Annotated in this window: 18 protein-coding genes; 12 read left to right on the plus strand and 6 right to left on the minus strand. The window is 59.3% G+C overall.

Annotation, left to right across the window (positions count from 1 at the left end; translation table 11 throughout):
* Both GIW48_RS27060 and GIW48_RS27065 read right to left on the minus strand, forming a co-directional pair.
* On the minus strand, positions 1-501 hold a 501-nt coding region (locus GIW48_RS27060; protein WP_236490687.1), incomplete at its 3' end, for an acyclic terpene utilization AtuA family protein.
* A gap of 1 nt (position 502) precedes the next feature.
* Positions 503-1,795, minus strand: coding sequence for a CitMHS family transporter (locus GIW48_RS27065; protein WP_099548917.1), 1,293 nt, complete (start codon positions 1,793-1,795; stop codon positions 503-505).
* A gap of 111 nt (positions 1,796-1,906) precedes the next feature.
* On the opposite strand from GIW48_RS27065, the gene GIW48_RS27070 reads away from it, so the two are divergent.
* The gene (locus GIW48_RS27070) at positions 1,907-2,803 is read left to right on the plus strand and encodes a LysR family transcriptional regulator (protein ID WP_099548916.1); all 897 of its coding nucleotides are present in this window, start codon (positions 1,907-1,909) and stop codon (positions 2,801-2,803) included.
* 136 nt (positions 2,804-2,939) lie between these two features.
* Here GIW48_RS27070 and GIW48_RS27075 read toward each other — a convergent pair whose 3' ends face one another.
* Entirely contained in the window at positions 2,940-3,542 is a 603-nt protein-coding gene (locus GIW48_RS27075; protein ID WP_170037786.1) for a glutathione S-transferase family protein, read from the minus strand.
* Positions 3,543-3,552: 10 nt separating this feature from the next.
* Positions 3,553-4,719, minus strand: a complete 1,167-nt coding sequence (locus GIW48_RS27080) for an aminotransferase-like domain-containing protein (RefSeq protein ID WP_099548915.1) — start codon at positions 4,717-4,719, stop codon at positions 3,553-3,555.
* Between the two features lie 81 nt (positions 4,720-4,800).
* On the opposite strand from GIW48_RS27080, the gene GIW48_RS27085 reads away from it, so the two are divergent.
* From GIW48_RS27085 to GIW48_RS27095, 3 genes are all read left to right on the plus strand, one after another.
* Entirely contained in the window at positions 4,801-5,235 is a 435-nt protein-coding gene (locus tag GIW48_RS27085; protein WP_170037784.1) for a MarR family winged helix-turn-helix transcriptional regulator, read from the plus strand.
* Positions 5,236-5,620: 385 nt separating this feature from the next.
* Positions 5,621-6,967, plus strand: a complete 1,347-nt coding sequence (locus GIW48_RS27090; protein WP_236472954.1) for an NCS2 family permease — start codon at positions 5,621-5,623, stop codon at positions 6,965-6,967.
* Positions 6,968-7,032: 65 nt separating this feature from the next.
* Complete coding sequence (locus GIW48_RS27095; RefSeq protein WP_017137843.1) at positions 7,033-7,659, plus strand: LysE family translocator; 627 nt, start codon at positions 7,033-7,035, stop codon at positions 7,657-7,659.
* Here GIW48_RS27095 and GIW48_RS27100 read toward each other — a convergent pair.
* A complete protein-coding gene (locus tag GIW48_RS27100; protein ID WP_236461780.1) occupies positions 7,649-12,883 on the minus strand; it encodes a dermonecrotic toxin domain-containing protein in 5,235 nt (1,744 codons plus the stop codon). The two genes, GIW48_RS27095 and GIW48_RS27100, sit on opposite strands and share 11 nt — an antisense overlap.
* Before the next feature lie 163 nt (positions 12,884-13,046).
* Entirely contained in the window at positions 13,047-13,400 is a 354-nt protein-coding gene (gene uraH / locus GIW48_RS27105) for a hydroxyisourate hydrolase (RefSeq protein WP_017137845.1), read from the minus strand.
* Positions 13,401-13,790: 390 nt separating this feature from the next.
* On the opposite strand from uraH, the gene puuE reads away from it, so the two are divergent.
* The 8 genes from puuE to GIW48_RS27145 all read left to right on the plus strand — a co-directional run bounded on the left by puuE (position 13,791) and on the right by GIW48_RS27145 (position 21,007).
* Positions 13,791-14,717, plus strand: a complete 927-nt coding sequence (gene puuE, locus GIW48_RS27110) for an allantoinase PuuE (protein ID WP_099548911.1) — start codon at positions 13,791-13,793, stop codon at positions 14,715-14,717.
* Positions 14,714-15,229, plus strand: coding sequence for a 2-oxo-4-hydroxy-4-carboxy-5-ureidoimidazoline decarboxylase (uraD, locus tag GIW48_RS27115; protein WP_017137847.1), 516 nt, complete (start codon positions 14,714-14,716; stop codon positions 15,227-15,229). Before puuE ends, uraD begins: the two co-directional genes overlap by 4 nt.
* Positions 15,230-15,270: 41 nt before the next feature.
* Entirely contained in the window at positions 15,271-16,266 is a 996-nt protein-coding gene (alc, locus tag GIW48_RS27120; RefSeq protein ID WP_017137848.1) for an allantoicase, read from the plus strand.
* A gap of 127 nt (positions 16,267-16,393) precedes the next feature.
* Positions 16,394-16,897, plus strand: coding sequence for an ureidoglycolate lyase (locus GIW48_RS27125; RefSeq protein ID WP_056861103.1), 504 nt, complete (start codon positions 16,394-16,396; stop codon positions 16,895-16,897).
* A 51-nt stretch (positions 16,898-16,948) separates the two neighbouring features.
* Complete coding sequence (locus GIW48_RS27130; protein ID WP_017137850.1) at positions 16,949-18,247, plus strand: urate hydroxylase PuuD; 1,299 nt, start codon at positions 16,949-16,951, stop codon at positions 18,245-18,247.
* Between the two features lie 181 nt (positions 18,248-18,428).
* Positions 18,429-19,775 (plus strand): nucleobase:cation symporter-2 family protein, encoded by a 1,347-nt coding sequence (locus GIW48_RS27135; RefSeq protein WP_099548910.1) that lies wholly within the window; start codon positions 18,429-18,431, stop codon positions 19,773-19,775.
* A gap of 53 nt (positions 19,776-19,828) precedes the next feature.
* Complete coding sequence (locus GIW48_RS27140; RefSeq protein ID WP_157786505.1) at positions 19,829-20,206, plus strand: hypothetical protein; 378 nt, start codon at positions 19,829-19,831, stop codon at positions 20,204-20,206.
* Positions 20,207-20,221: 15 nt separating this feature from the next.
* Positions 20,222-21,007: an outer membrane protein OmpK gene (locus tag GIW48_RS27145; protein WP_017137852.1), complete on the plus strand. Its 786-nt coding sequence runs from the start codon at positions 20,222-20,224 to the stop codon at positions 21,005-21,007.
* The last annotated feature ends 25 nt before the right edge of the window (positions 21,008-21,032 follow it).

The following is a 21,032-nucleotide window of genomic DNA, read 5'->3' on the forward strand; positions in this document are numbered from 1 at the left end:
GGTGATCACCACATCGGCATCGGCGCGCAAGGCTTCGAGGATGCCGTCGACGCCCAGGTAGGCGTTAGCGGATATCAGCCGCTCGCCCAAAGAGCCAACGGTCTGGCCGTTATCCAGCCAAAAACCGGGCTGTAAAACCTCCAACACGTCATCACCCACCACCGCCACGACCTTGAGGTTCAGGCCCAGTTCGTTGGCAACCCGCCGCACTTCAACGGCCGCCGCCACGGGGTTGGCCGCGCCCATATTGGTAATTACCCGCAGGCGACGGTGGCCCTTCAAGCCAACAAATGGCAACACCCGGCGCATACGCTCGCTCAGCAGTGGGTCGTAACCGCCCGGCGGGTCGCTGATACGCGCCTGTTGCGCCAGGGCAATGGTGCGTTCGGCCAGGCATTCGAACACCAGGTAATCCAGGTCGCCCTGTTCGGCCAGTTCCACGGCAGGCTCGATACGGTCGCCGGAGTAGCCGGCGCCGGAACCGATGCGCAAGGTTTTCATCTCAAATCACTCCCAGGAGCAATGCGGTCAGGGTCATCAACACCGACGCAGCAAACAGAAACGGAATAGTGAAGCGCTGGTGATCGGCCAGTTCGATCTTGCACAGGCCCACCAGCAGGAAGGTCGCAGGCGTCAGCGGGCTGACCGGGAAACCGGTGGTGTGTACGCCCAGCAACGAGGCCTGGGCCACTTGCAGCGGGTCGACGCCCAGGGCTTTGCCGACCTCGGCGATCACCGGCATCACGCCGAAATAGTAGGAATCGGGGTCAAACAACATGCTCAACGGCATGGAAATAAAGCCCACCACCGCCGGGATCAACTTGCCGTGGCCGGCGGGAATCTGTGCGACCGCCACCTCGGCAATCGCCTTGAGCATGCCAGTGCCTTGCATGATGCCGGTGAACACGCCAGCGGCGAGCAGGATACTGGCCATGGTCAGGGCGGTTTTCGCATGGGCATCAATGCGCGCCCGTTGGGCATCCACATTCGGGTAGTTGATGCACAGCGCCACCACGGTGCCGAGCATAAACATCACCACCGGGTCGACCCAGCCGGCAATCATCACCACCATTACCAGCACGGTCAGCAACAGGTTGACCCAGAACAGCCGTGGGCGCCGTAGCTTGATGTCCTCGTCGCTGAGCACCCGTTGCGGTACCGCCTCCACCGAGGAACCGGCGCCCAGGCCCAGACGTTTTTCTTCACGACGGCCCAGCCACCAGGCGCAGGCAAACACGAAGACCAGGCCGACGATCTGCACCGGGATCAGCGGCTGGAACAGGTCGGCCACCGGCACATGCAAGGCCGCCGACGAGCGCAGCACCGGGCCGGTCCACGGCAGGAAATTGACCCCGGCGGCCATGGCACAGACACACGCAAGGATGCGCTTGTCGATGCCCAACCGCGTATACAGCGGCAGCATCGCCGGCACCGTCACCAGAAACGTCACCGCCCCGGAGCCGTCCAGGTGCACCAGCAGCGCGAGGGTCGCGGTGCCGACCACAATCCGTGTAGGACGCGTGCCGACCGTGCGCAGGATGCGATCAATGATCGGGTCGAGCATACCGGCGTCGGTCATGATCCCGAAAAACAGAATCGCGAACACAAACATGCCCACCACTGGGGCGACGTTCTTGATTCCGGTAATGATAAAGGCGCTGGTTTGCAGGCCGAAACCGCCGAGCAGTGCGGCGATGATCGGCAAGGCGATCAGCGCCACCAGTGGCGACAGGCGTTTGCTCATGACGGCAGCGAGCAGGCACAGGATGGTGATGACACCCAGGGTTGCGAGCATGGGTTACTCCAGAGCGGCCTTGGTGGCCGGTTATTGTTTTCCCTGGAGTATTGGAAGCGGGTTAGTCTTTGTAAATTGGAATATTCGGCCTGGCACGTTCGGAAAAACAAAATGAAGAACAGCATCCAACATATACAAGCCTTTCTCGCCGTAGCCCGCACCGGCAGTTTCACCAAGGCCGCCAATGAGTTGCACTTGTCGCCCTCAGCCCTGACGGTACAGGTGCAACAACTCGAAGACTGGCTCGGCGTCGCGCTGCTCGATCGCAGCCCGCGCCACGTAAGCATCACCGCCGCAGGCGAAGACGCGCGCGGCCCCATGGAAAAACTGTTGCTGGACCTGGACAACATCGTCACTGGCTCGCGCGACCTCGCCGCCCTGCGCCGCGGCGTGGTCACCATCGCCGCACTGCCCTCGGTGTGCGCCGGCGCCCTGCCGCCGGCCTTGCGCCTGTTTCGCGAACGCTTTGCCGGCATCGAAGTACGTTTGCATGACCTGGTAGCTCATCGCATTCATGCACAGGTGCGCGAAGGCGTGGTGGACTTTGGCATCGGCGTGCGTGCCCGGCTGAGCCACGGCCTGGAATTTTTGCCGGTGCTCAATGATCGGTTGTGTGCGTTTGTGCCACTGGGCCATCCCCTCGCCCACCATCGCCAACTGACCTTGGAGCAATTGGCGGACCAGCCGATCATCCTCACCGGGCGCGACAGCAGTGTGCGTGAGCAGGTGGACGCGTTGTTTGATCAGACACGGCTGACAATGAATGCCGGCATGGAAGCCAACTACATGTCGACGGTACTGGCGTTGGTGCGCCAGGGGCTGGGCATCAGCGTGTTGCCGGAGTCGGCGGCGGACAGCCTGGAGGGGTTGAAGCGCATCAATATTGACCATCCCGGCGTGAACCGCGAGATCGGGTTGATCAGTCGCAGCGGGATGGGCCTCAGCCCGGCGGCGCAGCGTTGCTTTGAGCTGCTGAGTGATGAGCTGTCTGGCACAACATCGAACTGAAACTGGACACTATCAATGTGGGATATGGCTTGTGTGGGAGCTGGCTTGCCTGCGATGCAGACACCTGGGTTTATCTATTACCCCGAGTTGATGCTATCGCAGGCAAGCCAGCTCCCACATTTTTGACCGCGTGAACTCAATCAAGCATCGCTACATGTTTTGGATGGCTCGCCACCCGCGCCAGCCACGCCTGCACACCCGGATAAGCGTCCAGCTCAAACCCACCCTCCTCGGCCACATGGGTATAGGCATACAACGCCACATCGGCGATGGAGAATTGATCGCCCACCAGATACGGGGTCAGTTGCAGTTGGCGCTCCATGACCTTGAGGGCCTTGTAGCCACCTTTGTGCAGCTTCTTGTATTCCTCAAGACGGTCTGCGGGCAAGCCCAGGTAAAACTGGATAAACCGCGCCACCGCAATATACGGTTCGTGGCTGTACTGCTCGAAAAACTGCCACTGCAACACTTGCGTGCGCAGGCGTGGCTCGGACGGCAAAAATTCGCTGCCATCGGCCAGGAAGTTGAGAATCGCGTTGGACTCCCACAGGCAAGTGCCGTCTTCAAGTTCCAGCACCGGGATCTTGCCATTGGGGTTCTTGGCCAGGAACTCGGCAGTCTGGGTGTCGCCCTTGAGGATGTCGATATCGATCCATTGGTACGGGATGCCCAGCAGGTTGAGCATCAATTTGACCTTGTAGCAGTTGCCCGACTTGTAATCGCCATAAACCTTGTACATGGGGCTCCCCTTATGCCGCTTGCGCGTGCTGTGCTTGACGGACCACCGCGGCCAGGCGCTTGAGACCTTCGTCCAGACGGGCCGGGTCGATATGGCTGAAATTGAGGCGCAACGAACCCAAGTGTTGATCGGGCTCGGAAAAGAACGGTTCACCGGGCATGAACGCCACGTCCTGATCCAATGCTTGCGCCAACAAGGTGCGGGTGTCGAGGGGTTGTTTCAAGGTCAGCCAGAAGAATAATCCACCTTGAGGCACTTGCCAGTCGGCCAGGTCGCCAAAGTGGCGCTCCAGAGCCGACTGAAAGGCATCGCGACGCTCGCGGTAAAAGTCGCGTAACTGCGCCAGGTGTTGCTGGTATTTTTGCGTGCCGATCCACTGCATCGCTTGCCACTGGCCGATGCGGTTGGTGTGCAGGTCGGCCGATTGCTTGAGCTTGAGCAGGTGCGGGAACAAATCCTCGCTGGCGATCAGGTAACCGACGCGCAACCCCGGCAACAGGGTCTTGGATACAGTGCCGGTGTAGATCCAGCTGGCTTTTTTCAACCGCCCGGCGATGGGCTGCGCACTGGCGCCGTCGAATGTCAGCTCGCGGTAGGGCTCGTCTTCGATCAGGGTTACGCCGAATTCATCGAGCAAGGCGGCCACGGCTGCGCGCTTGGCCTCGCTGTAGCGCACGGCCGAGGGGTTCTGGAAGGTCGGGATGAGGTAGATGAACGCCGGGTGATGGCGTTCGAGGCTGGCGCGCAGGGCAGCCAGGTTCGGGCCGTCGGCCTCCAGTTGCACGGTGAGGCAATCGGCGCCGAACAGTTGGAAAATCTGCAAGGCGGCCAGGTAGGTCGGGCCTTCCAGCAAGACTTCAGTGCCCTTGTCGATGTACAGCTTGGCCGCCAGGTCGAGGGTTTGCTGGGAGCCGCTGACCACCAGCACCTGACTGGCCTGGCACGGTAAGCCCAAGGCGCGGGCCTCGGCGGCGAGCAGTTCACGCAATTGCGGCTCGCCTTCGCTCATACCGTATTGGCCGATGTTCAGTGGCAGTTCATCCCAATTCAGTACCGGCAACATGGCTTCGGCGGGCAGGCCACCGGCGAACGACATCACTTGCGGGCGCTGGGCCGCCGCAAGAATTTCACGGATCAAGGAGCTTTTGAGGCGCGTAACACGTTCAGAGAAGGCCATAGGGTCACCGGTAGCGAAGTCGGGGGCAAATACGTCAAACTGGTTGACCGAAATTACGACGACTCGCGTGGATACGTCAATATGCTTGACCTTAAAAACCAGGGCAGCCAACAACAAGCCATGGAAGCCTTTTTCTTCGGCTACCAGGCTTTTACCGCCAAGGCCGACGAAATGCTCGAGCGCCGCGGCCTGAGCCGCGTGCATCAGCGCATCGTATTTTTTATCGCGCGTTACCCCGCCTTGAGCGTGAAGCAGCTGCTGGAGTTGCTTGGGGTGAGCAAGCAGGCGCTGAACATGCCATTGCGCCAATTGCAGGAAATGCACTTGGTCGACAGCGTTGCCTCCGAGGCCGACAAGCGCAAACGCCTGTTGGAACTGACTGAAGAAGGCCAACGTTTTGAGCAGTCACTACGCCGCGAGCAGGTGAAGCTGTTGCAGCGTGCGTTCAGTGAAGCCGGTGAAGACGCCGTGGCAGGCTGGCTAGCCGTGAACCAGGCCCTCGCCGGCCAACTTTAACCCTATGCCGAGCGAGCTTGTTGTGGCGAGCAGGCTTGCCCTGCGTTGGGACGCGAAGCGGCCCTGAGACAGTCATCGCGGGGCTTCAGCGAGAATCCATTGGCAGGTTTGGGGGCCGCTACGCAGCCCAACGCAGGGCAAGCCTGCTCGCCACAACAACTTTGCCCTGCGCAACCCGATAAATCGCGCCGGCATCAGCCTTTCATCCCCTTTCGCAAACAAAATAGAAAACATTATTTGCTTTATTTGTATACAAAAGCATAATTCGCTTCGTGCGAGTTCCTGACCTATTGGTCAACAAAACCCGCCAGTACCTCAAAGCGCTGCTGCCCACCTCTGTGACCGGCGCTGGAAATAACAATAAAACTCTTGAGGAGTACTTGCTGTGGATAGCCAAAAAACCGAAGCCCCTACGCTGGACCTCGCCCCACCGCAAGGCGGCTGGCTGGAACGCCTGTTCAAACTGCGCTTGCATGGCACCACAGTGAGAACCGAACTGATTGCCGGCCTCACCACCTTTATCACCATGGCCTATATCATCTTCGTCAACCCCAACATCATGGCCGACGCCGGTATCGATCACGGTGCGGCGTTCGTCGCCACCTGCATCGCCGCCGCGCTGGGCTGCCTGCTGATGGGGCTGTACGCCAACTGGCCGGTAGGTTTGGCACCGGGTATGGGCCTGAATGCGTTTTTCACCTACACCGTGGTCGGCACCATGGGCTACCACTGGGAAACCGCGCTGGGCGCAGTGTTTATTTCCGGCGTGCTGTTCATGGGCCTGACACTGTCGCGCGTGCGTGAATGGCTGCTCAACAGCATCCCTGTGAGCTTGCGTCATGCCATGGGCGCAGGCGTCGGTTTGTTCCTTGGGGTGATCGGCCTGAAGACCGCCGGCATTATCGTCGACAGCCCGGCCACCTTGATCAAGCTCGGTTCGCTGCACGAGCCTGCGCCATTGCTGGCGGCCGTGTGCTTCCTGTTGATTGCGATCCTCAGCTATCACCGGGTATTCGGCGCGATCCTGATCAGCATCATCGCCGTGACCCTCGCCGGTTGGGGCCTGGGCCTGGTGCACTACAACGGCATTCTCTCAACCCCACCGAGCCTGGCGCCGACATGGATGGCCATGGACATAAAAGGTGTATTCAATGTAAGCATGATAAGCGTGGTATTTGCTTTTCTTTTTGTACACATGTTCGACACCGCAGGTACACTGATGGGCGTCGCGCAACGGGCCGGACTGGTCAACGCCGACGGCAAGATCGATAACCTGTCCCGCGCGCTTAAAGCCGACAGTGCCTCCAGCGTGTTTGGCGCCATGGTCGGTGTGCCGCCGGTGACCAGCTATGTGGAAAGCGCTGCCGGTGTGGCCGCAGGTGGTCGCACCGGGCTGACCGCCGTGACCGTGGGCATCCTGTTTGTGGCCGCGATGTTTTTTGCGCCACTGGCGGAGATGATTCCGGCGTATGCCACCGCCGGTGCGCTGATTTACGTGGCGATGCTGATGATGGCGAGCATGGCCCATATCAACTGGGATGAGGCCACCGACAGCATTCCGGCGATTGTCACCGCGATCATGATGCCGTTGACCTTCTCGGTCGCCGACGGGATTGCCTTGGGCTTTATCACTTACGTGGCGCTCAAGGCAGGCACCGGCAAGTACCGTGAGATTTCTGTCAGCCTGTGGGTGCTGTGCGCGATCTTTATCGCCAAGTTCATCTTCCTGTAGTTCGGGAACGGCTGAAAAACCGCCTCACCTTCGGGTGGGGCTTTTGCATAGAGGGAGAAATGTAGATGAACCTGGATACCTGGCTGTTGTTCAGTGGTGCGGCACTGGTGGTGATCCTGATCCCCGGGCCGTTGTCGCTGTTGATGATCAGCAACAGCCTCAACTACGGCCTGCGCCGTTCGTACCCGGCGTTCCTGGGCGGGGTGTTTGCCTCGATCTGCCTGTTGAGCGCCTCGGCTCTGGGCCTGGGCGCATTGTTGCTGGCCTCCGAGCAGTTGTTCAGCGCCTTGAAAATCATCGGCGCGCTGTACCTGTTCTATCTGGCCTGGCAGAGCTGGCAGCAATCGCGGCTGCCGACCCATGGCGCGCAAGTGCCACAGACACCGGCGGTGCCGCGTTTTCGCGCGCTGTTTGGCCGGGCCTTTGTGCTGGGTGCCAGTAACCCCAAGGACATCCTGTTCTTCGCCGCCTTCCTGCCGCAGTTTCTCAGCAGCCAACAGCCGTTTCTGCCGCAACTGCTGATCATGATCGCGACCTGGACCGTACTCGACTTGCTCTGCAAGCTGGCTTACGGCCTCGGCGCCCACGGTGCCGCGCGTTACCTGCGCAGCGGCGCGGGCCAGAGCTGGTTCAATCGCGTCAGTGCCACGCTATTTGGCGGGGCGGCAACCGCAGCGCTGCTCAAGGGTTAAACGGCGCGACTTTGGCAAAATACACACTGGCGGGCTCTCCATAACGAACTTGCCACTGAATGCCTGCAACGATCCGAACCAGACGGTTTTGTGTCATGGCTTGATCAATGGCGGCAAACTCCGCCGAGAATGGCGACTGCGAACCGATACGCTCGCGAAACCAAGCCTCGGAGAGCTGCGGGGCCACCCTGGAACGCAGGCTGACGTTGCGATTATCGACCCAATTATTCAGCACAAAGTAAACCGAACTCGAATGCGGATGGGTGCAGTAAAAGTCCCTCGTACTGGCCCCGCCATGCCGCCTTGGAATGCTCCTGACGGTGAATCCATATCTTTCGAGTATCTGCCTGACAGCTGTGTGAACAGCTCGCGAACGAAGTACGCCGTTGCCGCGGCTGCGCCTGAGCAACGAGGGATCAAGGTGTAAGGGCGGCGTGAAATCCAGCCGCGTGCCTCCCGGCGCTACCCCATCGATCCCTATGTTAATGGTGAGGGCACCCGGCTCGCCCGCAGGCCGTAGCATTCTCAGCAGATCGGGCAGGCGGTCCGGGTTTCCCGGGGCCGTCCAACGGTCGAGTGTCGCCCTGATATTGAGTAAGTGCGTGGCCGTCACCCTGGGGCCGGTGTCCGCCAACTCAGTGAGCCGGTCGGCGACAAACCGCCTGCTGCCCGGGGTCATAGCAGGAAACGCCCGCCCCACCGTGACGTCCAGACGTTCATTAAACAGCACTTGATGGGGCGTCCACAGCCCATTGGCACCCAGGGTCGCCGGTATCGGCTGCTCAGCAGCAGCCACGCCCAGCCAGCGCTCTATATCCACGGATGCCCTGAACGAAACATCCTGGTTTCTCATTATAAAGACGATGCTCGAAGACGACGCGTTTGTACCCTGGGGCAACAACCGATAGTAATCAGGCCCTAGTCGCAAGAGATCAAAGGCCGCCGCACCCGGCGTTGCTGCCACCCGGTATATACTGCGGCCCAGGGGCGGTACTTCGATCAGTGAGTCACTGCGCCGAAAACCCCACGCCTGCCAGGAACTGGTGGGCACAGGCAACGCGCGCAAGTTCGCTTCCAGGCCCGTACGCGAAGGCGGTGACCAATCCGCTGCGCTTCTGGTGGGTGCCCAAGGTTGCCATACGCCTGAACTCGGCCCGGGCACCGGTGCATCGGCCCCTAACTGCCATTCGTGGGGCTGCTCGATGTGTAAAATCAGTTCATCTTGCCCTTCTCCCTGGCTCTTTTTCAGTCGCAGTCCCCATTCGTTCTCACGCTGATATACCGGGTAAATATCTTTACCCTCACGAATAAACTGCCGGCCATCTTTCGCGTACCGCCCTTTAGCGCCCGGCCCCGCCAACTCAATGGCCCCATCCAGTCCATCAGGGGACTGGAAGTGTTCCAGCAGGTGACGTGGCTTGATCGGTGACGGTTTCAGGCCTGCGCGGGTACCGAGCGTGACCCCTTGATGGCGATGCAAGCGGCCTAAAGCGACACGCGACACGCGCGCGCCTTTCGCGGAAGGGCCAAAGGATGTCAGCACGTCGAAGAACGCAAGCATCGTCAAGAACGCCACATCCACAGCATCATGGGCAGACCCGCTGTAATGATAGCGCCGCGCTGCAAGCAGCATTTCATACAGGCTGATGCCAACACCCAGTACCGGGACAAAGCCCAGCAGCCCGCGAATCGTCGCGTCGTGCTGCTCCCCCAAACGCTGCTCGCGGTATTGCTCCAGCGCCTGGGAAGACTGGGATTGGGCTTGGGTACGCCGTTGCAGATCGAACACCTTAGCGTGGGCCAACAACGCCATGGCATTGCCACAGGTGGTGGGCGCAGCCGCTAACCAATGTTCAGGCTGCGACTCGATTTGCTCCTTGATCAATGCCTCGATGCTTTCATTGTCCACCGCCGGTTTTTTGTGCGGGGCCAAAAAAAACTCCACAAGCATGGCAACAAAACGATATAGACCGGGTTGACCCGGCTCAAGCGAATGAGGCCTGCGGGGTTGCACCTCTAGGTCTTGACCGGGGTAGCCGGCCAGCGCCTGCGCCTCCCAGCCTGGCGCCACCTGGCGCGCCAACGCCTTCTGGTTTTCGGGAAGTGCGCCGATAAGATTCAACGCCCTTTCTGCTTCGCCCAAACTGGCATACGCGACAATCACCCGACTTGCCGCAGCCATGGGCCAGTACACCACACAGAGCTTTGATAACCTGTCATGAATGAACAATAAGCCAGCAATGTGCCGATCATGTTCTGGGGTTGCGTCCATCAGGCGCAGAACCGCCAACTCTACGTCGAACCCATCTTTTTTCAGGTCACTTGCCGACCCAGCGGCCATCGCCAGGGTAAACAGACGCTGCGCTTTATCACTCAAACCTTGCTGGACCGCAGAATACAGCTGCATCTGAGCGCGTTGTCGCAAAGCCCTATAGACCAAAGCCTGTGTGAGCCCAGGAGACGTGGCCGGAGTAGACGTCGGCGGATAAAATGCCTTGAGGATCCGCTTGTCGTACTCGCCCCCAAGATCGAGCGATGACAGGGTGTTGATCAGGTAACGCACGCTCAAGCGCTCTTTCCAGGCGGGGTCCAGCCAGCGTGCGCGATTTAATCGCCAGCGGGTCCAGGGTGCCTTGGGGTCAAGGTTATGCAACGCTAATTGCAGCAGGCTGAAAGTGGTGCGCTGCGAGCTGACGACCTTTTTTGTATCGCGATCGCCCACTGCGCACTGACTCGACCAGCCACACAATTGGGAGCTGACATCATCGGGCAAATCTATCAGGGGTTTGTCGATATCCAGTCGCGGGTAAAACCCGTCCCGAGTCAATCGCGCAATCAAGCCATTACGGGCGAATGACTCCAAGTCCGGTAAATCCCGCCACAGTTTGTTCTCCACCGCAAAGGCATTCATCAGGTAACGGCGTAACAATCGTTTGTAGTGTCTTCGACTACCGGTTGAGGCAATGCCCAACCACGAGGGGAGTTTTTTCGCCTGAGTGGCTGCCATCTGCAACAGGTTGATATTGGCCAAGGCCAGTGTGCGAGCATCATTGGCGGGTACTTGCAGGCACTCGAACAACTCCTGGGCCAGTAACATTCGGCTCAACTGCGGATCGCTCACCTCACTGAACAACCGAACACCCCTGCCCACACGTTTGTTCAACGCCGCGTAACGTTGCATTAGCTTAATGAACAAGTCTTTGAGCATCGTGCGCTTGATGGCCTCATAACTCACTACCAATGGCGCATCCTTGGGCAACGCCTGGATCCAGCCCCGCGCAGCCACACGGTGATCACGCTCGATGCAGCGCCACAACACGGAGCCATCGCGGCTTTTCAGGCTGGCTTGAAGCCCCTTGGCGAACGCGTTCACGTTGTCAAAGGGCACAAGCCCGCCATACAGACCCGTCACGTATAACAATACTGAGTGTGGGCCACTCGGGTGAGCCAGGGCCTGGTGGGTGGTCACGAGCAGAGCCCCCAGCAGCGGGTACAACTGGCCGGACTCACTGCCGACCGTTACTTGCAATACACAGGTATCAGCAGCACTGTCGCCAGGCACCCAAGACTCACTCAATACCGTATTCAATCGCTCCAGATGCACGGAAGGCATCAGGTTCAACTGTTGCTGCATCTGGGCTTCCAGAAGCAAAGCCCGGCGCAGGGCAGTCCCCACCAATGAGCCGCGATTAGACGTGCCCAAAGGCTGTTCAAGCCAGAACGCCTTTTCAAACATGCGCTCGTGCGGGGCATGGGCCAATTGACTCACGGTGCTCACTTGTTCCTGCCATCGCTGATCGAGGTTCAAAAAGTCTTGATAGGGTGCTGTGCTTTTGCCCACATCCGTCGGATCCAGCAGGGCCATCAAGCCTTTTTCGTAACGTTTGAGTTGCGCTTCACGGGTCTTGAGGGCGAGGTCCGGCGTCAAACTTGCACACACAATCTCACCGCTGCGGCGCTGATGATCCCACTCCGGCAAGGCGTCCAGGCTGTTTCCCAGCAGGAGGCTGCATGCCAGCCGGCGACGGCCTTTTTCGATGAATTTGAGGAAGCGTTTCATCTCAGGAGCGTTGAATTGCCCCACACCTTGAACGCCCACAGCCGCAGGGTTGATTGACAATGCACAGGCCACCTCGTTATCCCACTGCGCCTCCAGCAGCTCGGTCGCACTGGCAAGCAACACGTCTTCCTGGTGTACACCAATAAGCTGAAGGGTAAACGCCTGAGGCGTAACACTGGGTGTGTTACACAGCTCATGCCAACGGCGCAGTGGCAAACACTGCCATAGCACCTGGCTCAAAGGGCCGTTGACCAGCGCAGGCAAATCACATTGCATTCGATACCAGGAACTGAACTCGTAAAACTCCCGAATCAGACCCGGCAGATAAATCACATGGGGCGTGTCCCCCGCGATGCCTTCACGATAAATATGCAAAGCGCCCGGCACAGGAACCAGTGCCCGATTTGTGCCAGGCCACGCCACCCTGCTCACTTGAATATTCGCCCACTCACCTGCGGCGCGACGGCGCGCATCGGCGCCGGGGATCTCCATGACTTTACGGACCATGGCATAGCCGCGGTCCGAGAGCTGGTAAACGCGATGGGCCAGCAGTGCATGCTCGGCGAACAAGGATTTTCGTAACTGGACCCAACGCTGCTTGCGCGTCAGCCAGGAGCCATAGGCCAGTTGCTGCCAATAGTCTCGTTCAGCCTTCTCAACCTGACCGAGCAGCGCCAACCCCTTCACACGTACCAACGCATCCCAAGCGGTAAACGGCAACGTCCGTGCCGGTTCGTCCTTGATACGCAATGTAGTGAACTGGTTAATGTCCAGCGGCACATCCGGATCAATGAGAAGTGCCAAGCCTTTTTCGGTCAGGCTGTAGACCTTCTGGGGCAAAGGCGGCGGCCGGAACTCGGTGAACAACAGCGTATCGGGGTCCAGCGCAAAGGCCTTGCGTAATGCGCCCCGGATAATGCCCAAGACTCTCGGCGCACGCCCAATCAAGTCTTTTAAGAGTTTTACCGCCTCTCTGGCCCTGGCTTGGGCTTCGTACAGGCGATTGATTTCAAGACTGGGCTGCGTGACCGCGTTTAGCCGTCGGGTCAGGAGTGTGCGAATCGCCGCATCACGCTGCGCGTCCGAGGTTTGCGGGTCATCAAAATTAAGCGTTTGCGCCGCAGCAGCCTCAGCGGCCAACCAGGCGGTGGTGTCGGTACTCATGGCGGACTGTTCCATACAGAAAAGCCGAGCCTAGGTACCTCGACCGCCCCAGGTGCGTTACATACTTGGGCGGCCCGTGAGCCATTCAGAATAAAAAAAGCCCGCAGTGTGGGCGGGCAAAAAACCAACGAAGAGCTTTGGGGGTGTGAAGCGAGGTGACGACTCAGCTACCGCGATAGGTGGAGTAGCTGTAAGGCGAAATCAGTAAAGGCACATGGTAGTGATCCTGTTCGGCGCTGATGCCAAAACGCAGCACGACGACGTCGAGAAACGCCGGTTCCGGCAATTGCACACCACGGGCGCGGTAGTAGTCGCCGGCGCTGAATTGCAGTTGGTAAACACCACTGCGGTAGTCGTCACCTTGCAGCAGCGGCGCATCGCAACGGCCGTCGCTGTTGGTGGTGGCAGTGGCAACCCGTTCCAGCTGCGCGCCGTCGACGCGGTACAGCTCGACCTTGATATTGCTGCCGGGGCAGCCGTGTGCGGCGTCCAAAACGTGTGTGGTCAAACGTCCCATGGCGTCTTCGCGCCTCCTGAAGTCAGTAAAAGAGAAACCTGCACTTTTTCAGGGCATCGAAAAAGCCGGCGATGGCTGATTAAGACACTTTTTAAAAAAATTGTACACAATAAAAATCACAAAGCTTTGGATCTTCCCGTCGGTGTTGCTCGATGAGTCAATTCGTAAGTAAACCTTGCTTTTAAACGACCTTTTGTCCATTAACTGACCAGTCAGGCAAGTTTCTTGCTACAGCATCTGAACCCGGCGATACAGAAAAAATGCAGAAATGTAGGCTTACAAAGTGACAGATAAGTTGTATACAATCACTCATCGCTGTGACGCCACCCAGTCTTTTCACTGCCCGGCCGCCACACACACTTGCTATCACGAACAAGAAGGAAGACTGCAGTGAGCGCTGACTACCCACGCGACCTGATCGGTTACGGCAGTAACCCTCCTCACCCCCACTGGCCGGGCAAGGCACGCATTGCGCTGTCGTTCGTACTCAACTACGAAGAAGGCGGTGAGCGCAACATTTTGCACGGTGATAAAGAGTCCGAAGCCTTCCTCTCGGAAATGGTCTCGGCCCAGCCGCTGCAAGGCGCCCGCAACATGAGCATGGAGTCGCTGTACGAGTACGGCAGCCGTGCGGGTGTGTGGCGCATCCTCAAGCTGTTTAAAGAATTCGATATCCCGCTGACCATCTTCGCCGTCGCCATGGCCGCCCAGCGCCACCCGGATGTGATCCGCGCAATGGTCGACGCCGGCCACGAGATCTGCAGCCACGGCTACCGCTGGATCGACTACCAGTACATGGACGAGGCCCAGGAGCGCGAGCACATGCTCGAAGCCATCCGCATCCTCACCGAACTCACCGGCGAGCGCCCACTGGGCTGGTACACCGGCCGCACTGGCCCCAATACGCGTCGGCTGGTGATGGAGGAAGGCGGTTTCCTGTACGACTGCGACACCTATGACGACGACCTGCCCTACTGGGAGCCGAACAACCCGACCGGCAAGCCGCATTTGGTGATCCCTTATACCCTGGACACCAACGACATGCGCTTCACCCAGGTGCAGGGTTTCAACAAGGGCGATGACTTTTTCGAGTACCTCAAGGACGCGTTCGACGTGTTGTATGCCGAAGGGGCCGAGGCGCCGAAGATGCTTTCCATCGGCCTGCACTGCCGCCTGATCGGCCGCCCTGCACGCCTGGCTTCGTTAAAACGGTTTATCGAATACGCCAAAGGCCATGAACAGGTGTGGTTCACCCGTCGCGTTGACATCGCCCGTCACTGGCACGAAACCCACCCGCACACGGGAGCGGCGAAATGACTGCGTTCCAGACCCTGAAGCCATCGACCCTGAGCCGCGATGAATTTGTCGCCGCTTTCGCCGATATCTACGAACACTCGCCATGGGTGGCCGAAAAGGCCTTCGACCTGGGCCAGGACAGCTCGGTCGACCAGATCGAAACCCTGCACCAGCGCATGAGCGATATCCTGTTAAGCGCCGATCATGCCAGCCAGCTGGCGCTGATCAACGCTCACCCGGACCTGGCCGGCAAAGCTGCCGTCCAGGGCCAACTGACCCAAGCCAGCACCGATGAGCAAGCTGGCGCGGGGATTCACCAATGCACGGCCGAAGAGTTCTCGCGCTTCACCGAGCTGAACGATGCCTACAAGGCCAAGTTCAAGTTTCCCTTCATCATGGCGGTAAAAGGCAGCAACCGGCATCAGATCCTCGCTGCGTTCGAAACGCGCATTCACAATTCGGCAGACGCCGAGTTCAAATGCGCGCTGGCCGAGATCAACAAGATCGCGTTGTTCCGTTTACTGACCCTCTAACAGACCATCCCCAGCCACTCTATCTAAGGCAGACAAGAAGAATGAAAGCTTACGCCGTACCTTTCGAAAAGTTCGTCAACCTGGCCGATGCCCGCCTGGGCACCAAGATCATCTCGGTGACCGATGACTGGTTCGCTGACGCCAACCGCCTGTTCCAGCCGACCCCGGCCGTGTGGAAGGAGGGCGTTTTCGATGACAACGGCAAGTGGATGGACGGCTGGGAGTCACGCCGCAAGCGCTTCGAAGGCTACGACAGCGCGGTGATCCGCCTCGGCGTACCCGGCTCGATCAAGGGCGTGGACATCGACACTTCATTCTTCACCGGCAACTTCCCGCCATCGGCCTCCCTGGAAGCCTGCTTCCTGGCCTCGGGCGAGCCGGACGCCAACACCCAGTGGGTGGAAGTGCTGTCGGCCGTGGAGCTGCAAGGCAACAGCCACCACTACCACGAGATCAACAACGACCAGGCGTTCAGCCACCTGCGTTTCAACATCTACCCGGACGGCGGTGTGGCCCGTCTGCGTGTGTACGGCGTGCCGTTCCGCGACTGGTCCTCGGTGGGCGACAACGAACAGGTCGACCTGGCAGCGGCCCTCAACGGCGGTCGCGCCCTGGCGTGCTCCGACGAACACTTCGGCCGCATGAGCAACATCCTCAACCCGGGCCGTGGCATCAACATGGGCGACGGCTGGGAAACCGCCCGTCGTCGTACGCCAGGCAATGACTGGGTGATCGTCGCCCTGGGCCACCCCGGCGAGATCGAGAAAATCGTGGTCGACACCCTGCACTTCAAGGGCAACTACCCGGACACTTGCTCGATCCAGGGCGCGTTCGTGAAGGGCGGCACCGACAGCCAGATCGAAACCCAATCGCTGTTCTGGCGCGAGCTGCTGCCGGCGCAGAAACTGGAAATGCACGCTGAACACACGTTTGCCGAGCAGATCAAGGCACTGGGGCCGATTACCCACATCCGCCTGAACGTGTTCCCGGATGGTGGTGTGAGCCGCCTGCGGGTCCTCGGTAAAGTCGCTAAATAAGCGGTGAGCCCATCGCAGGCAAGCCAGCTCCCACATTTGAATGTATTCACAGATCAAAATGTGGGAGCCGGGCTTGCCCGCGATAGCAATAGAACAAACAACACAGAATCCGGATAAGAAGACAGCCATGCGCACACTAGTGATCGAACCCCTGACCAAAGAAGCCTTCGCCCCTTTCGGAGACGTTATCGAAACCGATGGCAGCGATCACTTCATGATCAATAACGGGTCGACCATGCGCTTTCACAAGCTGGCCACGGTAGAAACCGCCCAGCCTGAAGACAACGCAATCATCAGCATCTTCCGCGCCGATGCGCAGGACATGCCGCTGACCGTGTGTATGCTGGAAAGACACCCGCTGGGCAGCCAGGCCTTCATCCCGCTGCTCGGCAACCCCTTTCTGATCGTGGTCGCGCCACTTGGCGATGAACCTGTATCGGGCTTGGTCCGCGCCTTCGTCACCAACGGCAGGCAGGGCATTAATTACCATCGCGGCGTCTGGCACCACCCGGTGCTGACGATCGAAAAGCGGGATGACTTCCTGGTGGTTGATCGCAGTGGCACAGGCAATAACTGCGATGAGCATTTTTTCAAAGAGGATGAGCGGTTGATCCTCGCCCCCCACCAATAAGAGAAGGTCTGATCACCCGACAACAAGGGTGACAGGCGAGAGGTAAAGACTGTGGAAGCACATTTGATGGAATGGCTGAACCTTAGCGTGCGCTGGGTTCACATGATCACTGGCGTCGCGTGGATCGGCGCTTCCTTCTATTTTGTCTGGCTGGAAAACAACCTTAATCGCGTCAACCCCAAAGACGGCCTGGCCGGTGACTTATGGGCGATTCACGGTGGCGGTATCTACCACCTGGAAAAATACAAACTGGCCCCGCCGACCATGCCGGACAACCTGCATTGGTTCAAATGGGAAGCCTATTTCACCTGGATGTCGGGCATCGCGCTGCTGTGCGTAGTGTTCTACGCCAACCCGACCTTGTACCTGCTGGCCCCGGGCAGCAGCCTCAGTGGTCCCGAAGGCGTACTGCTGGGCATTGGCTCACTGTTCGTCGGCTGGTTCATCTACTCCTTCCTGTGCGATTCGGCGCTGGGCAAACGCCCTGCCCTGCTCGGCTTTATCCTGTTTGTACTGTTGATTGCAGCCGCTTACGGCTTCAGCAAGGTCTTCAGCGGTCGCGGTGCTTACCTGCACGTAGGTGCGGTGATCGGCACCATCATGGTCGGTAACGTATTCCGCATCATCATGCCCGCCCAGCGCGCGCTGGTAGCGGCCATCGCCGAGAACCGCACACCTGACCCGGCGCTGCCGGCCAAGGGTCTGCTGCGTTCGCGTCACAACAACTACTTCACCTTGCCGGTGCTGTTCATCATGATCAGCAACCACTTCCCGAGCACCTACGGCAGCCAATACAACTGGCTGATCCTGGCGGGTATCGCGGTGGCAGCGGTGTTGGTGCGTCACTACTTCAACACACGGCATAACAGCCAGAAGTATGCGTGGACGTTGCCGGTGGGCGCATTGGCGATGATTTGCCTGGCGTATGTGACCGGTCCTAAACCTGTTTCGACTGCACCTGACGTGGCCAAGGCACCCGCGGCCATCGAGTACCAGCCATTGCCGGAAACCGCATTGGGCGGTGGCTTGAAACCTGCTGCGCCAGCCGCACCCGCTGCAGAACCTGCTGCGGCACCGGCCCAGGCGACGATTGATTTCGACAAGGTGCATGGCGTGATCCAGGAACGCTGCGCCGTGTGCCATTCGGCCAAGCCCACCAGCCCGCTGTTCAGCACCGCCCCAGCCGGCGTGATGTTCGATACCCCGGCGCAGATCCAGCAGCAGGCGGCGCGTATTCAAGCGCAGGCCGTGGCCAGCCAGATCATGCCGCTGGGCAACATCACCCAGATGACCCAGCAGGAACGGGATTTGATCGGCACCTGGATCAACCAGGGGGCACGCACTAACTGACAGCCTGAGTAACACAAATCCAAAATGTGGGAGCTGGCTTGCCTGCGATAGCGGTGCATCAGCCACCAGATGAGTGGCTGAGCCACCGCCATCGCAGGCAAGCCAGCTCCCACAGGGATTTGTGGTGATTTACAGAGTGCGTTCCAAACAACACAACAATAAAAAAGATCCGAGGTGTTGCATGACCGAGTTAGTCGAACCGCAGATTCCCGCCGCACCCGCCATGGTGCGGCTGCCCCTCTTGCAACTGATTCTGGTAGGCCTGCAACACGTCTTGCTGATGTACGGCGGCGCCGTAGCCGTACCCCTGATCATTGGCCAGGCCGCAGGCTTGAGCCGTGAAGAAATCGCCTTTCTGATCAACGCCGATCTGCTCGTGGCTGGCATTGCCACCATGGTGCAGTCATTCGGCATCGGCCCGGTGGGCATTCGCATGCCGGTGATGATGGGCGCCAGTTTCGCCGCCGTCGGCAGCATGGTGGCCATGGCCGGCATGCCTGGCATCGGCCTGCAGGGCATCTTCGGCGCGACCATCGCTGCCGGTTTTTTTGGCATGCTGATCGCGCCGTTCATGTCCAAGGTCGTGCGGTTTTTCCCGCCCTTGGTGACCGGCACCGTGATCACTGCCATCGGCCTGTCGCTGTTCCCCGTGGCCGTGAACTGGGCCGGTGGCGGCAGTGCCGCCGCCACCTTCGGCTCGCCGGTTTACCTGGCGATTGCCGCGCTGGTACTGGCCACCATCTTGCTGATCAACCGTTTCATGCGCGGCTTCTGGGTAAATATCTCGGTGCTGATCGGCATGGCGCTCGGCTATGGCTTGTGCGGCCTGCTCGGCATGGTCGACCTCGGCGGCCTGTCCCAGGCACCGTGGGTGCAAGTGGTGACGCCACTGCATTTCGGCATGCCCAAGTTCGAGTTGGCACCGATCCTGTCGATGTGCCTGGTGGTGGTGATCATCTTCGTCGAGTCCACCGGGATGTTTCTTGCGCTGGGCAAAATCACCGGCCAGGAGGTCACGCCAAGGATGCTGCGCCGTGGCCTGTTGTGTGACGCTGGCGCCTCATTTTTCGCCGGTTTCTTCAATACGTTTACTCACTCCTCATTCGCCCAGAATATCGGCCTGGTGCAGATGACCGGCGTGCGTTGCCGCTCGGTGACGATCATGGCCGGGGCGTTCCTGATTGTGCTGAGCCTGCTGCCCAAAGCCGCCTTTTTGGTGGCATCGATTCCACCGGCAGTATTGGGCGGCGCCGCCATTGCCATGTTCGGCATGGTCGCGGCGACCGGCATCAAGATCCTGCAGGAGGCCGACATTGCCGACCGCCGCAACCAGTTGCTGGTGGCAGTCAGCATCGGCATGGGCCTGATCCCGGTGGTGCGCCCGGAATTCTTCGCGCAGTTGCCCCTGTGGATGAGCCCGATTACCCACAGTGGAATCGCCATGGCCACCCTCAGCGCCTTGTCGCTGAACATCCTGTTCAACATCCTCGGCGGTTCGGAACGCCCCGCGGTCGCCCACACGCATTGATTTGGCCTGTTAGCAAAAAACAACAAAAATAATAACCAACAGGAAATACCCACATGCACCCTATTCACCTGGGGCCGGCCACAAGCCGCGCCCCATTCTCGCCCCCTGCGCTCTCTAACAGCGCACTTGAGCCAAGGCCTGGGAGCCAGTATTCTCCGCGCCCGCTCGAATCGACTCAAAAAAAAACAGCGAATGTAAAAGCTGACTGCAGGGCCAACTTATCCTGGCCCAATGTCTGCGGCCAACGTGCAGAAAAAAACCTCCGGATTCGACTGCATCAAGTGCAGCCGAAGGCCTTTTATTGGCTTTTTAAACACCTTGGCGCAGCTCTTGCTAAAAGCATTAAAGCTGACCAAACAGACGATTTTTGCAGCGAACCAAAAGGCGCCACACCAGAGCGCCTGCGTAGAAAAACAACCATAAAACTTTGACTCGGGAGCAACCGAATGAAACCTATGTTCAAAGGCCTGATGCTGGCAGGATCCCTGCTGGCCGGCGGCCAAGCCGTGGCAGGCGATTTGTTGCAGTGGCAGAACAACAGCCTGACGTACCTGTGGGGCAAGAACTTCACCGTTAACCCGCAGATCCAGCAAACCGTCACCTTCGAGCACGCCGATGCGTGGAAGTACGGCGACAACTTCCTGTTCGTCGACCGCATCTTTTACAACGGCAAGGAAGACGGCAACGTCGGCCCAAGCACTTACTACGGCGAGTTCAGCCCACGGTTGTCGTTCGGCAAGATCTTCGACAAAGACCTCTCGTTCGGCCCGATCAAAGATGTGCTGCTGGCCTTCACTTACGAGTTCGGCGAAGGCGATAACGAGTCGTACCTGCTGGGCCCGGGCTTTGACCTGAACATCCCAGGCTTCGACTACTTCCAGTTGAACTTCTACCAACGCCAGACCGAAGGCAACCGCCCGGGCGATGGCGTGTGGCAGATCACGCCGGTGTGGTCGTACACCATTCCCGTGGGCAACTCCAACGTGCTGATCGACGGCTTCATGGACTGGGTAGTGGACAACGACAGGAACGCCCGTGGCACTTACCACGCCAACCTGCACTTCAACCCACAGGTCAAGTACGACTTGGGCAAGGCGCTGCATTGGGGCGAGAAGCAGCTGTATGTCGGCTTCGAATATGACTACTGGAAGAACAAGTACGGGATCGAAGATTCCGGCGCGTTCAAGACTAACCAGGACACGGCGAGCTTCCTGGTCAAGTATCACTTCTGATTGAGCAACACCAATCCCCTGTGGG

Origin of the sequence: Pseudomonas sp. PA-6-3C (assembly GCF_021605825.1) — a bacterium.
In the GTDB taxonomy this organism is placed as follows: Bacteria; Pseudomonadota; Gammaproteobacteria; order Pseudomonadales; family Pseudomonadaceae; genus Aquipseudomonas; species Aquipseudomonas edaphica.